Here is a 17,212-nt window from a genome sequence, read left to right on the forward strand (position 1 = left end):
CCAGCCTCCAGCGCTATAACTCGGAAGGCTGGCTGTCCTGTTCTTTGGCGGCAATGGCGTCATAGGTTTCCACCCGATGCTGATCTTCAGCGCTGAATAAACGCTGGCGCAAACGTTGCTGCTCACGCTGCTGATCGGCAGTGCTGAGGCCATTGCCCTGCAAGCCGGCAAGTTCCTGCTGGTAAGTGGCATAACGTTGTTGCCAGGCGCGCTCGTTACGCTGCTCGCTGAGCAGACGTTCGACCGTGGGCGGATCATAGGTCAAGGCAAGGACCTGGCGCACCTGCTCTTCGCTGGCCCCTTCCTGCCAGAGTTTCTCACTCTGTATGTTGAGCGCCTGCGCTTGAGCTTGACGCTCTTCACTGGCCCGCATGGCCTCGGGCAACTGAGCGCGCAAGCGTTCCTGAGCCAGGGCTTTACCTTGCTCACTGAGGTCGGCGCGGGCCATCAACGCTAGATTATCCAGGGTGTAACGGCCATAGGCCTCCTCAGCCCCGAACAAGGCTTCAGTTGCCGCATTGGAGAAATGCACTCGCCGTAACTGTGACAACTGCTCGAAAGCACGCTGCAGAACGATCAGCTGGCTTTGCGGGGTGCTCTGCTGAGCGGCGCTCAGTGGTTGCTGCAGTAACGCCAGGCTGGCGCGCTTGTAGTCCATGTAGTCGCCCAGCAAACCAATGAACTGGCCCAATGCTGGCTCCGGCAACCGCCCGCGAGCATCGACCAGCATGGCCTCAACCGAGGCTTCCAGCCCAGCCTGATCGGCAGCGCTGAGGAAATAATCCAGATAATCACGCAAGGCCAGGTTCAGTTGCAGATTGCCCGCACTGTCCGCCTTGAGGTCACCATCGACTTCGGTGCCTTGTAAGCCCGGCAGGCTCACAGGTTCATTGATAGTTGTTTGGTTGGGTTTTATGGCGTGCAGCAGAGGGCTGGGGGCAGCAGAGACAGCCGGCGCGATGGCACCCGGCGCAACCGCTACGACGGGTAAGGCAGCGGCGGGCCATTGCCAATAAAGCGTAAGGCCGACAACGCTGCCGGCCAGTACTAAAAGAGGAACAGTGGTGCGCAACGACAGAGCCATATGACCTCCAGAATGCGGGCTGCATTACGCAGCCCGCCGGTGTGACGGTCAGACGCCTTTGTTTTTCAGGCGATTGGCATGCTGGCGGTACAGGGATACAGGCTCGGTCCAGCCACGAATACCGAACAGATGGTTGATCGCATCCACATGGTTCATGTTGTAGCTGTCACCGATAACCTGACCCAGGTAGGTGGAGCAAACACCCACCAGGCCGTCATTTTTCTCGCTGCCAAAGGCCAGCCCGGTGATTGCCAGGAACGGATCGACCGCATCGAAGACGTTGGTGTAAGACGCGTTACCCGTCCAGGAAAAATAACGAATATTGTGCCCGCGCACGTTGTGCACTTCGGTGGACTTGGCGCAATAGCTGCTGTTGTTCACACCCCACGGATGGCGGCTGTTCAGCGCCGCAGTGCCGGCGGTGGTCAGGGTTTTCAGTGCGGCCAGACCATTTTGCGGGTTGTTGTTGCCCGACAGCAGGTTGATCACTCCACCAATAGCATTGGCCAGACCGTTAGCACCGCCTTCGATGGCGCTGTTTGGCGGGATCACACCGCGCAACACGTCGGCGACTTTCGAACCTTTGTTGACGCCGTTAATCGAGGTGACCGAGGCCACCAGATCAGGTCGCAAAGACGCAGCAACTCGCGAGGTTGGCGAACCCTGGCTGTGGCCGATCAGATTGACTTTGCCGCCATTGGCGCCGGCCCACGGCACAATCTGCTGCGCCAATGCGGCGCCGCGCTGCTCGCTGTCATTGAGCGCCGAAACGCTGGCCACATAAACCTTGGCGCCATCGCGCTCGAGGTTCCAGGGAATGGTATGGAAGTAGTTGATCAGACCGCCGATGGTGTCAAAGCCGGTCACCCCGTGCACCAGCACGATCGGGTATTTGGTCTGGGTGTATCCAGCGGCTTGGGCCTCGACCGCGCCGACCAGAGCAGCGGCAGCTAGAGCAGTAGTAATAACGCGACGCATGGGTGCCTCCTTATTTTTCTTGTTGGCACGCCGGGAAAACTGCGTCCGGCGTACCCACAACTTTAAGGAGGTCCTGAGGGGTGGGCTATCGCCCAGATGGGTGAGGCAGTTGAACGTACTCGCGTCCTGTGCGCGTCGCGTTAAACGCTAGTAAAAATGCTAACGCTGCGAAGCAATCGCCCGCTCGACAGCAGCTAGCAATGCAGGATCATCCGGGGTGGTACTGCTGGGGAAACTGGCCACGACCTTACCCTGGGCATCGATCACATACTTGGAGAAATTCCAACGCGGCGTCTGACTCTGCGCGGCCAGTTCCTTAAACAGTGGCACCGCATCATGCCCCGTAACGCTTTGGGTTTCGCTCATGACAAAGGTCACGCCGTAATTGACGTAGCAGACCTTGGCCGTCTCTTCGTTGCTGTCGGCTTCCTGACGAAAATCATCCGACGGCACACCCAGCACCTGCAAACCTTGATCCTTGTAACGTTGATAAAGCGCCTCGAGACCTTTGAATTGTGGGGTGAAGCCACAGAAGCTCGCGGTATTGACCACCACCAGCGGCTTGCCGGCGAACGCCGCACACAGGTCGATACGTTCCTCGCTGCGCAGCTTCTGCAACTCACCCTGCAGCAACGCCGGGCATTCAGCAGCCTGCGCTTGCGCAACACAGGCGCTTAGCAGGACGACTAGCAGGCGCAAGAAACGCCACATACGCATCACCTTAAATAAACGCACATACAGCGTAGCTGCCTCAACACACACCCAAACCCAGCTGTAGAAAGGCCAGGCCACTTTGCAGCCAGCCCCACCAGGCGAGGCCCAAGGCCAACATGCCGCCCATCACCAGCGCGGTACTCCAGCCATAGTCGGTATTCATGCATTCGCCTCCTGTTGTAAGCGCGCCACAGGCAGCTCGCGTACTGGCCAATTCAACGCGGCAGCCAGCAAGCTGAGCAGCACGGCAAGCTGCCAGACCAGATCATAACTGCCGGTATGGTCATACAGGTAGCCGCCCATCCAGCCGCCGAGAAAAGCGCCTAGTTGGTGGAACAGAAACACAATGCCGCCGAGCATCGATAAATTGCGCACACCGAACATCGTCGCCACCGTGCCATTGGTCAGCGGCACCGTCGACAGCCACAACAGGCCCATGGCCACGCCAAAGGCGTAAGCGCTCCATACCGTCAACGGGGTCATAATGAACGCCATAATGACCACTGCGCGGGCCAGATACAGGGCACTAAGCAGGCGCGGCTTGGACATGCGTCCGCCCAACCAGCCGGCGATATAAGTGCCGAAGATATTGAACAGGCCAACCAAGGCCAACACCGTGGTACCCACCAGTGCAGGTAGATGCTGGTCAACCAGATAAGCCGGCAGGTGCACGCCAATAAACACCACCTGAAAGCCACAAACGAAAAAGCCCAATCCCAACAGCCAGAAACCCGAGTGGCTGCAAGCTTCGCGCAAGGCTTCGCTCAGGGTCTGCTCCTGACCGGTGAGCGGTAAGGGTGTGTCTTTAAGCATCGCCGCTAACGGTATGATCAGCGCCACCAGCAGGCCCAGCGCCATCAGCGCCACCGACCAACCGAGCCAGCTAAGCAGCCCCAGGGTGCCAGGCAACATGGCGAACTGGCCGAAGGAACCCGCTGCTGCCGCGATGCCCATGGCCATGCTGCGTTTTTCCATCGGCACAGCGCGCCCCACAGCACCGAGGATCACCGAGAACGAGGTGCCGGACAAACCGATGCCGATCAGCAGCCCAGCACTCAACGACAGACTCAGGGGCGAATCGGCCAGGCCCATGCAGCCCAAGCCAATGGCATACAAAACCCCGCCGACAATCACCGTACGTTTGGCACCGAAACGGTCAGCCAGAGCACCGGTAAAGGGTTGAGTCAGGCCCCAGATCAGATTCTGCAGGGCAATAGCGAAGGCAAAAACCTCGCGGCCCCAGCCAAATTCGGCACTCATTGGCGGCAGGAACAGGCCAAAACCATGGCGAATTCCCAGCGACAGCGCCAGAACCAGGGATGCACCCAGCAATACCCAACCACTGGTGCGCCATACTGAAGTCATACGTTGTCCTTAAGGGTAACGGCCCGCTTAGCGAAAGATCGGCAAATAGAGCGCAGGTATATACCCCCACCCAATGAAGTGACAGCTACAGCTACCTGGCAATCCAGCACTACAGATTGCACCTTGAGCTGGGCGTGCGCGCAAGCCGACCTTCGGTTAATCAAACAACAACAGTTGCACACTGGCCGCAGGGCTAGATACGCGGATACGTCATCTAGATACGTAGGAGTCGCGTTTAGCAGGCCAACGCAACCAGCACCGCACACTCGACTATTTCCAGCAGTGCTCCGGCGGTATCACCGGTGGCGCCACCCAGACGATTGAGCATCAACATGCGCAACCAGATAAACACCCCGCCGGCTACCAGCAAGGCGAGCAGCGCCGGCCAGCCAAACAGCAGCATTAGCCCGACATGCACGGCCAGCAGCCAAGGCAGCTGCTGGCGCGGCAGATGTTTGGCCAGCGCCTGGCCCAAACCGCCCTGACGCACATAGAGCGTGGTGAGGAACAGCAAGGGCAAAACGCCTCGACCAATCCAGGGCAGCAACACCAGCAACGCCCCTGCGCCGTTTTCCAGCAGGCTGACCAGCGCAGCAAACTTGAGCAGCAGCAGCAACATCAGCACCACCACCGCAATCGGCCCGCTGCGTGGGTCTTTCATGATTTCCAGGGTGCGCTCGCGGTCACCGTAACCGCCGACCCAGGCGTCGGCGCTATCGGCCAGGCCGTCTAGGTGCAAGCCGCCGCTAACGCCGACCCAGACCGTCAACAACAGCGCCGCCTGCAGCATTAGCGAGAGACCGCCAAGTAACTGTTGCAGCGCAAACAACAGCAGTCCGATCAGCAAGCCCACCAGCGGGTACCACAGCAGCGAGCGACCGATCTGCTGTGGCGACGGCATCCCGACCAGCCGCACCGGCAAGCGGGTGAGAAATTGCAGCGCAATCCACCAAGGCGTCATACCAACTCCTGGAGCTGGCCCTGTGCATCCAGGCACAGCCGAAAACGCTCAGCATGCCCCACCGCCACCTGCAACAGATCGTTACGCGGCAAGCCACGCGCCCGCGCGAGCAGCAAACGGATTACCCCTCCATGGGTGACCAGCAGTAAACGCTCACCGGCATGGCGCGCCTGCAAGCGCTGCAAGGCACTCAATATCCGCGCCTCAAAGGCCAGCAACGGCTCGCCTTCTGGCGGGGTAAAGCCATAGGGATCGCTCCAGAAGCGGCCGAGCTCGGCTGCGCTGGTCTGCATCAAGTCGGCCGTGTGACAGCCTTCCCAGGCACCGAAGTGCAATTCCTGCAGATCCGGTTCCAGGCTCAGCGGCAGGCCGTGCTGCGTCGCCAGCTCTTCGGCAAAGCGCGCGCAGCGCTGCAAGGGGGAGCTGATCAGCCGATCCCAGCGGCTACCGTCAGCCACCGCTGCGCGCAGCTGTGCCCAACCGGTTTCGGTCAAGGCATCGTCGAGGCTGCCACGCAGGCCACCACCCAGCTCGGTTTCACCGTGGCGCAACAACTCTAGATACAGCGTCATGCTGGGCGCTCGGCCACCGCCGCCTCGGCAAAGGTGGCCATATCGTTGTGCAGGCTGCAGGCCAGCTGCAGCAGCGGCACGGCCAACGCGGCACCACTGCCCTCACCTAAACGCAGGCCTAGATCGAGCAAAGGCTCAGCCTGCAGCGCCTTGAGCACCCGTTGATGGCCGGGCTCGGCACCCGTGTGGGCAAACAGCAGCCAGTCACGGCACGCTGGGTTCAGTTGTACCGCCAGCAAAGCGGCAACACTGCAGATATAACCGTCCACCAGGGCGGTGATGCCCTGTTGGGCGCAGGCTAGATAGGCGCCACTGAGGGCTGCGATCTCAAAACCGCCCAGGCGCTGAAGGATCTCGATGGGTTCACTGATCGCCGGGCGATGCAACTCCAGTGCAGCCTCAATCACCTCGGCTTTATGCGCCACGCCGGCGCTGTCCAGACCGGTACCAGGGCCGACCAGCTCCTGCGCCGGACACTCCAGCAGCATGCAGGCCATGGCCGTGGCAGCGGTGGTATTGCCGATGCCCATTTCGCCACCGATAAACAACTGGCTGCCGGCTTCACGGGCGCGCTGCACGCTGGCCTGGCCCGCTTCCAGGGCAATCAACAGTTGCGCCACTGTCATTGCTGGGCCCTGCAGGAAGTTCTGCGTACCCGCCCCAACATGCAGGTGATGCACGCCACGCAAAGGCTGCAACGGTACGGCGGTGCCCAGGTCGATCACCTCAAGCGTTGCCCCCAGCTGTTTGGCCAACACGCTGATCGCCGCACCGCCACCGACAAAATTACGCAGCATCTGCCCCGTGACCGCCTGCGGAAAGGCCGATACACCCTCGGCGACCACACCATGGTCGCCGGCGAAAATGCTGATCCACAGCTGTTCGATACGCGGACGCTGGCTACCCTGCATGGCCGCCAGGCGAATGGCTAATTGCTCCAACTGACCGAGCGAACCGGCCGGTTTGGTCAGTTCGAGCTGACGTGCCTGCGCCTTTTTACGCGCCACCAGATCAAGCGGCTGACAAGCTTGTTGCCACCATTGCAGACTCATAACGCCTCTCCTTTGAGCACCAACGGTAAACCCGCCACGGTAAACACCACGCGCTGACAACGCTCAGCCAGGGCCTGATGCAGCCAACCCGCCTCATCAACATAGCACCGCGTCAGCTCGCCCAGCGGCACCACACCCAGGCCGGTTTCATTGCTGACCAGAATAATCCGCCCCGGCAAGTCGCTCAGGCAGTCCAGCAGCGCATCGCGCTCGGTACTCAAGCGCGCTGGATCATCGAGCATCAGCAAATTGGTCAACCACAAAGTCAGGCAATCGATGAGCAAGCACTTATCCACGCCAGCTTGCTCACGCAGGACACGGGCCAGAGTCAGTGGCTCTTCCACCAGCCCCCAATGCACCGGACGACGCTCACGATGATGTTGAATGCGCTCACTCATCTCACCATCCAGCGCCTGGCTGGTGGCGATATAGGTCACCGCCAGAGCGGACTCACTGGCCAGCTTTTCGGCCAAGCGGCTCTTGCCGGAACGGGCACCGCCGAGAATCAGTTCAAGCATGGTTCACCTTTGTTCGAATAGAGCGCCACAGACCGTGGGAGGGGCTTTAGCCGCGACAGTTCTGGGCCGGCCGGCGCGGCTAAAGCCCCTCCCACAAAAGCGCGTCACAGGCCACATAAAAGCCGCAGTTTTGCCGTATCCAAATGCTGCTCAATCAGATCAGCCAAGCGTTCGATATCGCGCTCACGCAGGGCGTGGTAATCCACCGTTTGCACCTCACGCAAGCCAGCCCAGCGCAGCAGTGCGCTACAGGCTTCGCTGCTCTCAAATAAGCCATGCAGATAGGTGCCCAGCACCTGACCATCGGCGCTTAGCGCACCGTCGCGGCGACCATCGTCGAGTTGCACGGCAGCCGTCGCCAGGGCTTCACCACTGCTGACCCCAGCATGAATTTCGTAACCGCTGACCGGCGCACTCTCCAAACACAGTTGGCCGCGCACATTGCGCAACTGCTTTTCCGGCTCCAGCACAGTCGCGAATGCCAGCAGGTGCAATCCATCACTGGATCCAGCCGCGCCTTCAAGCCCATGGGGATCGTCGATCTGCGTGCCGAGCATCTGCAAGCCACCGCAGATACCGAGCAGCTTGCCGCCATAGCGCAGGTGTTTGTCGATGGCCGCCGGCCAGCCTTGCTTTCGCAGAAAGGCCAGATCGGCGCGCACACTTTTCGAGCCGGGCAGAATGATCAGGTCAGCGGCCGGAATTGCCTGACCGGGGCCGACAAAGCACAACTCAACCTGCGGGTGCAGGCGCAGCGGGTCGAAATCGGTGTGGTTGCTGATGCGTGGTAACACCGGCACCACCACCTTGATCCGCTCGGCCGCCTTGGCACTCTGGCGAACGTCGATGGCATCTTCGGCTTCCAGGTGAAAATCCATCAGGTAGGGCAACACGCCCAGCACCGGCTTGCCGGTGCGCTGCTCCAACCAATCCAGCCCCGGCTGCAACAGGGCGATGTCGCCGCGAAAGCGGTTGATCACGAAGCCCTGCACCCGCGCCTGCTCGCTCTCCGAGAGCAGGGCCAGAGTGCCGACCAGATGGGCGAACACCCCACCCTTGTCGATATCGGCAATCAGAATCACCGGGCAGTCCACCGCCTCGGCAAAGCCCATATTGGCAATATCGCCGGCGCGCAGATTGATCTCGGCGGGCGAACCCGCGCCCTCAACCATCACCACCGGATAGGCCGCACTCAAGCGTTGGTGCGACTGCAGCACCGCTTGCATCGCGACCTTTTTGTAATCGTGATAGGCCACCGCATCCATGCAAGTGAGCGCACGACCGTGGATGATCACCTGCGCACCGGTGTCGCTGTTGGGCTTGAGCAACACCGGGTTCATGTCGGTGTGCGGCGCCAGACCAGCCGCCTGGGCCTGCACGGCCTGGGCGCGGCCAATCTCGCCACCGTCAGCGGTCACGGCGCTATTGAGCGCCATGTTTTGCGGTTTGAACGGCACCACGCTAACGCCCTGGCGCTTGAGCCAGCGGCATAGCGCGGTCACCAGGGTGCTTTTGCCGGCATCGGAGGTGGTGCCCTGCACCATCAAAGTACTCATGCTCGCTCTCCGGCAAAGGCGACAAGCGCCTGCTGCAAACGCTGCCAACCCGCTTCATCAGGTGGCAGGCCAAAACGCAGACTCTGTGGTGTTTCGAACAACCGAGTCAGAATGCCCCGAGCGGCAAGAAACTCATGCAACTCGGCCGCCCGCTCCATGCAGCAGAACTGAAACAGCGCACAGCCGCCAGTCGGCGTCAGCCCCTGAGTACTGAGTAATATGGCCAGGCGTTCGCCATCGGCCAACAGACGCTCACACTGCTGACGCTGGCCGGCTTGATCCTGCAACAACGCGCTGGCCACTACCCGGCTCGGCCCACTGATCGCCCAAGGGCCAAGCAGCTCGGCCATCTGCTCCAGCAAAGCAGGCTGCGCCAGGACAAAGCCCAGACGAATCCCGGCCATGCCAAAGAACTTGCCGAACGAGCGCAAGACGATCAGCCCAGGCCTGTCGCTAAAGGCCGCCAGGCTGTGCTCAGGGGTGCAATCAATAAAGGCTTCATCCACCACCAGCCAGCCACCGCGCTCGGCCAAGCGCGTGTGCCAAGCCAACAGCCGTTGGGGTTCAATGCGCCGCCCAGTCGGGTTGTTTGGATTGACCAACAACAGCACATCCAGGCGCTCCAGCGCTCGCTCAATAGCGCCTTCGCTGATCGCTAACAGACGATGGCCCTCACGCTGCCAGGCAGCAGCATGCTCGGCGTAAGCGGGCGAAACGATGCCGACAGTGGCATTGCGGCGTAAACGCGGCAGCGCCTGAATGGCCGCCTGCGAACCCGCCACCGGCAGCAGGTTGGCCACGCCGTAATAATCACGGGCGGCAATCTCCAGGCCATCCTGTTGCTCGGGCAAACGCGCCCAAGCGCTCGCGGGAATTACCGGTAGTGGCCAACCGTAAGGCGCGATGCCGGTGGACAGGTCCAACCAGTCCGCCACGGCAATGCCATAGCGCAGCGCCGCAGCGCGCAGACGACCACCATGTTCAAGCCCACCTTGCTTAAGCATAGAAAACGCCCCACAACAGCAGCAACACCAGCCATAGCAGCACGCCGCCGTTGACCAGGTTGAGCGCCCGTTCGATATCGCGGGCCTTAGGTTGCGGCCCCGCGCCTAAATCAGGTCGCACATGCAATTCACCGTGATACTCCGCCGCACCGCCCAGGCTGACGCCCAATGCACCTGCCCCGGCCGCCATCACCGGGCCGGCATTGGGGCTGTCCCACAGCGGCGCTTGGGTTCGCCAGCAGCGCAGCGCCAGCGTCGTGCGGCCAAGTAACGCGTAGGTCAGCGCCACTAGCCGGGCCGGTAGGTAATTGAGCACATCGTCGATCTTCGCGGCGGCCCAACCGAAGCGTTCAAAACGCGCGTTACGGTAACCCCACATGGCGTCCAGGGTGTTGCTCAGGCGGTACAGCACCACCCCCGGCGCACCGGCAATAACAAACCAGAACAACGCGGCGAAGACTGCATCACTGCCGTTTTCCAGCACCGACTCCGTCCCCGCACGCGCCACGCCTGCAGCATCCAACTCAGCCGTATTACGGCTGACCATATAACCGACACGCTCACGGGCCAGACGTAGATCGCCCAGACGCAGTGCCTGCGCCACTGGCAGCGCATGCTCACCCAGGCTTTTCAGGCCCAGGGCGGCATACAGCGCGATAATCTCCACCATCCAGCCCAGCCCGCTGATCAGGCTCAGCAGCCAAACCAGTAGAGTCAGCGGCAACACCGCCAGGCACCAGGCCGTTACGCCATGACTGCGCCAGCCAGCGCCCGCCGGGTTGAAGCGTTGCTCGATGCGCTCGGCCATGCGGCCAAAGGCTACAAGCGGATGCCAGCCTTTGGATTCGCCAAAGACTGCGTCCAGGGCAACCCCGGCGCAGGTACTAAGCATCACACTCACGGCGTGCCCCACTGGTTCTCGAACAGCAACTCGCTCAGCGGTCGCGGCGTGGCCCAGCCCTGCTGCATCAGCATTGGCGCATCATAAAACTGAGTTACCGGCCCCAGGCACAACACCGCCAGCGGCTTACTGCCAGCCGGCATGCCAAGCAGATCGGCCAAAGCTTGGGGTTCAAATAACGACACCCAGCCCATGCCTAACCCTTCGGCGCGCGCAGCCAGCCAAAGATTCTGGATGGCGCAGGCCAAGGATGCCTGGTCCATTTCCGGCAAGGTGCGGCGGCCAAACACATGGGCCTCACGTCCCTCCATCAGCGCCACGACCAGTAATTCTGCGCAGTCGCGAATGCCCTCGACTTTTAGCTGCATAAATTCATCACTGCGCTCGCCCAGCGCCTCTGCAGTGCGCTCGCGCTCCTCTGCCACCAGCCCGTGAATCGACTCACGCAAGGCCGGGCGGGTGATGCGAATAAACCGCCAAGGCTGCATCAAACCAACGCTGGGAGCCTGGTGCGCGGCCTCCAGCAAACGCGCCAGCAGCTCGGGGGCCACCTCGCCGCCGCTGAAATGGCGCATATCGCGACGCTCGGCGATGGCGCGGTACACCGCAGCCCGCTCTGCTGGGCTGAAGGCATGCTCACTCATGCCGGCGCTCCGGGGAGAAACAGCGCGGCGGCGGCAGCCGGGTCGGACGGCAGATAGAAGTGGATATAGGAGGCCGTCAGTCGACTCTGGCGATAGACCGCCTCACTGGTGCGCTTGTAGTTCGGGCATTCGCCACGGGTCAGCGGTTGCAACTCGCTGGTCAGCGCCGAGTAATGGAAGCTGTGGCCACGTAGCAGCCCTTCCGGCAGCTCGGCCTGCTGCAAGGCCATGGCAGTCATGCGCGGTTGCAGAGTCGCCTCGCCACTTAACAAGCCAAGCATCTGCCCGCTCGCCCCCTGCTTGTCAGTCAGCTTATCGAGCAGATAGAGCATGCCGCCGCACTCGGCGTGGATCGGCTTACCGGCCGCATGGTGTGCACGAATCGACTCAGCCATGGGCTGATTGGCCTCAAGCGTGGCCAGATGCAGTTCCGGATAACCACCAGGCAAATACAGGCTGTCGATAGCAGGCAGTTGCTTATCGTTGAGCGGCGAAAAAAACGTCAACTCAGCGCCCAGTTCGCACAGCAGATCGAGATTGGCCTGGTAGAGAAAAGCAAAGGCGCTGTCGCGCGCCACACCGATGCGCACGCCCTTGAGCAGCTCAGCGGGTCTGGCCTGTTCGGGCGCCGCAAAGCTGACCGGCGGCGGCAAGCAAGTATCGGCGCTGGCGGCCAAGGCATCGGCGGCGGCGTCCAGGCGTGCATCCAAATCGAGTAATTCGCCCGCCTGCACCAAGCCCAGATGCCGGCTCGGCAAACCGACTTCGGCGCTGCGCGGCAATGCACCGTACCAACGAATCGAGGCCGGCAGCGCATCGCGTAGAATTTCGCCGTGCCGCGTACTGCCGACACGATTGCCGAGCACGCCGGAGAACGGCAGATCCGGCTGGAACGTTGCCAGGCCATGGGCCATGGCGCCAAAGGTCTGCGCCATGGCCGAGCCATCGATCACCGCCAGCACCGGTACGCCGAAGTGCCGCGCCAAGTCGGCCGCCGACGGCGTGCCATCGAACAAGCCCATCACCCCCTCGATCAGAATCAGATCGGCCTCACCCGCCGCTTCCCAGAGCAACCGACGGCTCTCCGCTGCACCGACCATCCACAGGTCGAGCTGATACACCGGCGCGCCACTGGCGCGGGCCAGGATCATCGGGTCGAGAAAATCCGGGCCGCACTTGAACACCCGCACGCGTTTGCCTTGACGTGTATGCAGGCGCGCCAAGGCTGCAGTCACCGTGGTCTTGCCCTGACCGGAGGCCGGCGCGGCAATCAACAGTGCCGGGCACTGACGGGCGCTGGAGTCGCTCATTAAAACTCCACTCCCTTCTGAGCCTTCACGCCAGCCTTGAACGCATGCTTGACCAGGCTCATCTCGGTGACGGTATCCGCCGCCTCAATCATCCCCGGCAATGCGCCACGCCCAGTCACCACCACATGCTGTAGCAGCGGCCGCGCTTCGATATCGGCGAGCACCGCGTCGAGTTCCAGATAGCCGTATTTCAGCGCGATATTCAGTTCATCCAGCACCACCAGGCCAACGGCGGGGTCATTTAGCAGCTGCGCCGCCACCGCCCAGGCCTCGCGAGCCTTGTCGATATCACGCTGGCGATCCTGGGTCTCCCAGGTAAAGCCCTCGCCCATTACGTGATAGCTGACCTCATCGGGGAAACGGCGAAAGAAGGTTTCTTCGCCAGTGCTGGCCGCACCTTTGATAAATTGCACCACGCCAACTTTGAGGCCGTGGCCCAAGGCGCGCGCGACCATGCCAAAGGCGCTGCTGCTCTTACCCTTGCCGTTGCCGCTGTGCACCAGCAGCAGGCCGTATTCGTCCTGAGCCTGGGCGATCTTTTCGTCGATAAGGGTTTTCTTGCGGGCCATGCGCGCCTTGTGTCGGGCGTCACGCTCAATCGATTCAGTCATCGCATGCTCCACCGCCCCAAGGCGATCTGGCTGAAATAAGCAGGCGAAGAAACAGCAAGCGCGGGCTCACGCATAGCGCCAAGCACGCGCCAGCCATCGCCCTCCGCGATGCCGTGGACTGCAACAGGCCGGTCTCCGGGCTTGTGAGCGAGCCTTATAGCTCTCAGAAACTACTTATGATCTAGCGAGCCAGATCATAAAAAGGCTCTAAGCCGCGCCTTCCCATGCGTTCAGCACAGTGGCAATAGCGGCGTTTAACTCACTTACCGTTGCGGGGGCAGCGTCGGAATGACTGACGTAAACACGTTCAGCGCACCGACTTCCCAGTTTCACCCCGCACACGCATAGCGTCGGAGGCACCTGCTACAAGGCGCGAAGGGTAGAGAGTTCGCGATTAAGCGTCAAACGAATGCGCGGCTTACAGTCGAGAACCAGCCATTGATGCGACAGGTCAATGCCTCGGCATAAAGCCTACTGGCTTGCTGGCCAGCCACTCAACAAAGGTGCGCAGGCGCTCATCACTGAGCAGGCTGTCGCGATTGTTGTAAGTCAGCGCCAACTCTTTTTCACTGAACAACCGGTGGATTTGGTTATGGCAAGCACGGCAGACCCAGAGCGTGGCGCTGATGCGTTCGCTTTTGCCAAAGCGCTTCTGCACATAAACCTTGTTGTGCAGCGCCTTGGGGATCAGATGGTGGCGCGTCAGGACTGCTGCACGGCTACAGAGCTCGCAGGCATCGGGTTGTTCGGGCAGACGAATCGGTTCGGGCATACAGGTGGTAAAGACTTAGCGTTTACGACACAGGCTCAGGCCATCGCCTAGCGGCAACAGGGACAGGTCAATGCGCGGGTCGTCACACAGCGCCAGATTGAGCGCCTGAATCGCTCGGGTGTCCGCGCTCTCAGGGTTTTCCTCAAGCACGCGGCCACTCCACAGGGTATTATCGAATAGGATCAGCCCACCTTGACGCACCAGGCGCAGGGCATGTTCCAGATAGGCTGGGTAATTGGCTTTGTCGGCGTCGATAAACAGCAGATCGATACTGCCAGCGAGACCTTCAGCCTCCAGCGCCCCCAGGGTTTGTAGCGCAGGGGCTAGGCGTTGCTCAATACGCGCACTGAGCCCTGCTTCACGCCAGTAACGTTCAGCCGTGGCGTTGTACTCGCCGGGAATGTCACAGCAGATCAAGTGACCATCTTCAGGCATGGCTTGAGCCATGCAAATAGCGCTGTAACCGGTAAAGGTGCCAACTTCAACAATCCGCCGCGCGCCTGTCAGCTGCACTAACAAGGCCATAAATTGACCCTGTTCGGGGGCAATCTGCCAACGCGCAGTACTCAGCTGAGCAGTTTCTTCACGCAGGCGTTTGAGCAGCGGTGTTTCACGCAGGGAGACATCCAGCAGGTATTGGTACAGGGCGGTATCGAGATTGAGCGTTCGGTTGGTCATGCTAACTCCCTCTGCAAAAAACCGCTGCTAGAACCCGTTTATGATCTCGCAAGCTAGAGCAAGGCAAGGCAAGGCAAGGCAAGGCAAGGCAAGGCAAGGCAAGGCAAGGCAAGGCAAGGCAAGGCAAGGCAAGGCAAGGCAAGGCAAAAATAGCCGAGGAGGCGGAGTTTACGAGCTGTAAATGAGCATTACTCGTTTCACTCGCCCTTCGGGTCGCGCAGAAGCGCGTTAGCCCCAAGCGGCTTACCGAGGCTGTTTTTAACGCCGGATGGCCGACGCGCAGCAGATCGTAGACAGGTTCTCAGGGGTTGCGCGCCAGTTCCGGGGTGAATACACGTTTAGCATTCAGGTAGGTGCGTTGCCAGTAACTGTTGCTCAGGCTGTCCAGGCGCACGGTACCGCCGCTCGAGGGGGCGTGAACAAAGCGGCCATTGCCGACATAGATGCCGGCGTGGCTGACCTGACTGCCGCCATTGGTGGCGAAGAACAGCAGATCACCACTTTGCAGGCGGTCACGGCCGACAGTCGGGGCGCGCATACTGATCAGTTCGCGAGTCGAGCGCGGCAGGCGAATACCGGCTGCATCGCGATAAACAAAACCAATCAAACCGCTGCAGTCGAAGCCGCCGTCCGGGGTATTACCGCCGTAGCGATAGGGTGTGCCAACCAGACCCAGGGCGCGAAACAGCACATCATCAGCATTGCCGTTAAAGCTGCTGATCGGTGCATATGCGACCGGTTGTGGGGGTGGTGCAGGCGGATTACTGGAGCAGGCGCTGAGCAGCGCGGCAAGGGCAATCAAGCTGAAACGAGCGATAGCGGTCATGGACGAGCGATCCTGAGCCGGGATGCGCCCTACTCTGCCGGCTTGCACATCGTAGTGCAAGCTTTAGCTTTGCTTGGCAGGTTATTGAAAACTATCGAGATGGACTTGGCGTATCGCTTAATCGTGGCAACCGAAAAGATTCAGCTGCCACTTACAGGGTTCAAGGATGGCGTACAACCGAGTCGCTTGGCGCCAGCGCCAGAGCACGCTTGGCTTCGATAAAGGTACGCGACCAGTAGCGATCATCCAGGTTATCGACCCGTACGCCGCCGCTGCGACTGCTGCTGGAATGGATAAACTGGTTATCACCCATGTAGATACCGGCATGGCTGACACGATTACGGCCATTGGTGCTGAAGAACAGCAAATCGCCCGGTTCCAACTCGTCACGCTCGACCAACGGCGCATCGATATTGATCATGTCGCGGGACGAGCGTGGCAGTTTCATGCCCAGCTCTTCTTTGAACAGGTAACCGATAAAACCACTGCAATCAAAACCCGACTTCACCGAGCTGCCGCCGTAACGGTAACGGGTGCCTACCAACGACAAGCCGTGAGACAGAATGCCGTCTGCTAGTTGTGGGAGCTTGTAGGATTTTTCTTCGGTGAAGTCGCCGAGGGCGGCTTCTTTGGCTTGTTCATCAAACTCGGCTAAATCAGTCGAGGAGAACACCGTAGATTGAGTGGCCAATTCAGGCTGCGAACCGTGGTTGGCGCAAGCGGCCAGAACCAGGGAGAGTGCAATAGGCACGAGGGGTGCGAGGCGTTTTAGCATGGGCACGACCGTGTCGGTGAATTTCACAAGAGCGCGACTATGCCCTCTATGGGATGCATTTGCAAATTCTATGGCTCTAAATGTGACTCACTAGTTCCGGCAAAACATCTAACGCCCGCCCTTGCAGGTGCACATCCACCCGGCCACTGAGATCGGTGCGCTGCGGGTTGATTTCCACGGTAAAGCCGCCGTTCTGGCGCGTACGCAGCAGTGGTTCAACGATGTACGGGAAGCTGGCGCTGGTACCAATACTGATCACCACTTCGAAGCCTTTACGCACTTCGGCATAGAGGGTGTCGATAGCCTGCTCGGGAAGCATCTCCTCGAACAACACCACGGGCGGACGCAGCACTCCAGCGCATTGCGCGCACCTAGGTGGCAACGGTCGGCTCAAGTGTTCTGCCAGTTCAGTGTCGACAGCACCGCAGGACTGGCAATACAACGGCGCCAGCTCACCATGAATCTCGATCACCCGCTCCATCGGGCTGCCTGCCGCACGGTGATAGCCATCAATGTTCTGAGTCAGCAGCCAGCATTGCGGCTTTCTACGCTGCAACTCGGCAATCGCGTAATGCCCTGCATTGGCCTGTGCACTCAGGCAGGCCTTGCCCAGCTCGGCCAGGTATTTCCAGCACAGCGCCGGGTCACGTTGCAACATCGGGCCAGACAAGGCTTCTTCAATTGGCAAACCTTCGACGGTGTGGCCGTTGTACAGCCCGCCAAGGCCTCGATAGGTGGGCAAACCGGAATCGGCGGATAGCCCGGCACCGGTAATCAGCAGGATGCGCTCAGCCGCTACGATTGCCTGGGCAACACGGGCAATGACCTCGTCCATCTCGAATCCTCGTGCGTAGGGTGGACGACGCTCTTATCGTCCTCCGCAACAGCGCC

The 17,212-nt window shown here is 60.8% G+C and carries 20 protein-coding genes and 1 riboswitch; all 20 genes read right to left on the reverse strand.

The genetic code is table 11. From position 1 onward, the window contains the following. Window positions 1-13: 13 nt before the first annotated feature. The 20 genes from D8779_RS12900 to D8779_RS12990 all read right to left on the reverse strand — a co-directional run bounded on the left by D8779_RS12900 (window position 14) and on the right by D8779_RS12990 (window position 17,156). Window positions 14-1,084, reverse strand: a complete 1,071-nt coding sequence (locus tag D8779_RS12900; protein ID WP_136664885.1) for a lipase secretion chaperone — start codon at window positions 1,082-1,084, stop codon at window positions 14-16. 48 nt (window positions 1,085-1,132) lie between these two features. Next, complete coding sequence (locus D8779_RS12905) at window positions 1,133-2,062, reverse strand: esterase/lipase family protein (RefSeq protein WP_136664886.1); 930 nt, start codon at window positions 2,060-2,062, stop codon at window positions 1,133-1,135. A 159-nt stretch (window positions 2,063-2,221) separates the two neighbouring features. Continuing rightward, entirely contained in the window at window positions 2,222-2,773 is a 552-nt protein-coding gene (locus tag D8779_RS12910) for a glutathione peroxidase (protein ID WP_420875602.1), read from the reverse strand. 40 nt (window positions 2,774-2,813) lie between these two features. Beyond that, window positions 2,814-2,939, reverse strand: coding sequence for a hypothetical protein (locus D8779_RS20930; protein WP_276605884.1), 126 nt, complete (start codon window positions 2,937-2,939; stop codon window positions 2,814-2,816). Beyond that, a complete protein-coding gene (locus D8779_RS12915) occupies window positions 2,936-4,141 on the reverse strand; it encodes an MFS transporter (protein WP_136664888.1) in 1,206 nt (401 codons plus the stop codon). Before D8779_RS12915 ends, D8779_RS20930 begins: the two co-directional genes overlap by 4 nt. A 235-nt stretch (window positions 4,142-4,376) precedes the next feature. Beyond that, window positions 4,377-5,102, reverse strand: coding sequence for an adenosylcobinamide-GDP ribazoletransferase (locus tag D8779_RS12920; RefSeq protein ID WP_136664889.1), 726 nt, complete (start codon window positions 5,100-5,102; stop codon window positions 4,377-4,379). Next, a complete protein-coding gene (gene cobC, locus D8779_RS12925; protein WP_136664890.1) occupies window positions 5,099-5,674 on the reverse strand; it encodes an alpha-ribazole phosphatase family protein in 576 nt (191 codons plus the stop codon). Before cobC ends, D8779_RS12920 begins: the two co-directional genes overlap by 4 nt. Then, window positions 5,671-6,726, reverse strand: a complete 1,056-nt coding sequence (gene cobT, locus D8779_RS12930; RefSeq protein WP_136664891.1) for a nicotinate-nucleotide--dimethylbenzimidazole phosphoribosyltransferase — start codon at window positions 6,724-6,726, stop codon at window positions 5,671-5,673. The genes cobC and cobT overlap by 4 nt, the downstream gene beginning before the upstream one ends. Beyond that, the gene (gene cobU / locus D8779_RS12935; RefSeq protein ID WP_136664892.1) at window positions 6,723-7,244 is read right to left on the reverse strand and encodes a bifunctional adenosylcobinamide kinase/adenosylcobinamide-phosphate guanylyltransferase; all 522 of its coding nucleotides are present in this window, start codon (window positions 7,242-7,244) and stop codon (window positions 6,723-6,725) included. The genes cobT and cobU overlap by 4 nt, the downstream gene beginning before the upstream one ends. 104 nt (window positions 7,245-7,348) lie before the next feature. Continuing rightward, window positions 7,349-8,800, reverse strand: a complete 1,452-nt coding sequence (locus D8779_RS12940) for a cobyric acid synthase (RefSeq protein ID WP_136664893.1) — start codon at window positions 8,798-8,800, stop codon at window positions 7,349-7,351. Continuing rightward, window positions 8,797-9,804 (reverse strand): threonine-phosphate decarboxylase CobD, encoded by a 1,008-nt coding sequence (gene cobD, locus D8779_RS12945; RefSeq protein ID WP_136664894.1) that lies wholly within the window; start codon window positions 9,802-9,804, stop codon window positions 8,797-8,799. Before cobD ends, D8779_RS12940 begins: the two co-directional genes overlap by 4 nt. After that, window positions 9,797-10,696: an adenosylcobinamide-phosphate synthase CbiB gene (gene cbiB / locus D8779_RS12950; protein ID WP_136665160.1), complete on the reverse strand. Its 900-nt coding sequence runs from the start codon at window positions 10,694-10,696 to the stop codon at window positions 9,797-9,799. The genes cobD and cbiB overlap by 8 nt, the downstream gene beginning before the upstream one ends. A 5-nt stretch (window positions 10,697-10,701) precedes the next feature. After that, the gene (gene bluB / locus D8779_RS12955; RefSeq protein ID WP_136664895.1) at window positions 10,702-11,349 is read right to left on the reverse strand and encodes a 5,6-dimethylbenzimidazole synthase; all 648 of its coding nucleotides are present in this window, start codon (window positions 11,347-11,349) and stop codon (window positions 10,702-10,704) included. Then, complete coding sequence (locus D8779_RS12960; protein ID WP_136664896.1) at window positions 11,346-12,659, reverse strand: cobyrinic acid a,c-diamide synthase CobB; 1,314 nt, start codon at window positions 12,657-12,659, stop codon at window positions 11,346-11,348. Before D8779_RS12960 ends, bluB begins: the two co-directional genes overlap by 4 nt. Further along, window positions 12,659-13,270, reverse strand: coding sequence for a cob(I)yrinic acid a,c-diamide adenosyltransferase (gene cobO / locus D8779_RS12965; protein ID WP_136664897.1), 612 nt, complete (start codon window positions 13,268-13,270; stop codon window positions 12,659-12,661). Before cobO ends, D8779_RS12960 begins: the two co-directional genes overlap by 1 nt. A gap of 109 nt (window positions 13,271-13,379) precedes the next feature. Beyond that, window positions 13,380-13,649, reverse strand: a riboswitch (cobalamin riboswitch). A 72-nt stretch (window positions 13,650-13,721) separates the two neighbouring features. After that, window positions 13,722-14,042, reverse strand: coding sequence for a hypothetical protein (locus D8779_RS12970; protein ID WP_136664898.1), 321 nt, complete (start codon window positions 14,040-14,042; stop codon window positions 13,722-13,724). Window positions 14,043-14,057: 15 nt separating this feature from the next. Further along, window positions 14,058-14,720: an O-methyltransferase gene (locus D8779_RS12975; protein WP_136664899.1), complete on the reverse strand. Its 663-nt coding sequence runs from the start codon at window positions 14,718-14,720 to the stop codon at window positions 14,058-14,060. Window positions 14,721-15,021: 301 nt separating this feature from the next. Further along, a complete protein-coding gene (locus tag D8779_RS12980) occupies window positions 15,022-15,546 on the reverse strand; it encodes a C40 family peptidase (protein ID WP_136664900.1) in 525 nt (174 codons plus the stop codon). 160 nt (window positions 15,547-15,706) lie between these two features. Then, on the reverse strand, window positions 15,707-16,321 hold the full coding sequence (locus D8779_RS12985) for a C40 family peptidase (RefSeq protein WP_136664901.1): 615 nt from the start codon (window positions 16,319-16,321) through the stop codon (window positions 15,707-15,709). Between the two features lie 76 nt (window positions 16,322-16,397). Continuing rightward, complete coding sequence (locus D8779_RS12990) at window positions 16,398-17,156, reverse strand: NAD-dependent deacylase (RefSeq protein WP_136664902.1); 759 nt, start codon at window positions 17,154-17,156, stop codon at window positions 16,398-16,400. Window positions 17,157-17,212 lie beyond the last annotated feature (56 nt).

The sequence above is a fragment of the Pseudomonas leptonychotis genome, from assembly GCF_004920405.1.
GTDB classification, from domain to species: Bacteria; Pseudomonadota; Gammaproteobacteria; order Pseudomonadales; family Pseudomonadaceae; genus Aquipseudomonas; species Aquipseudomonas leptonychotis.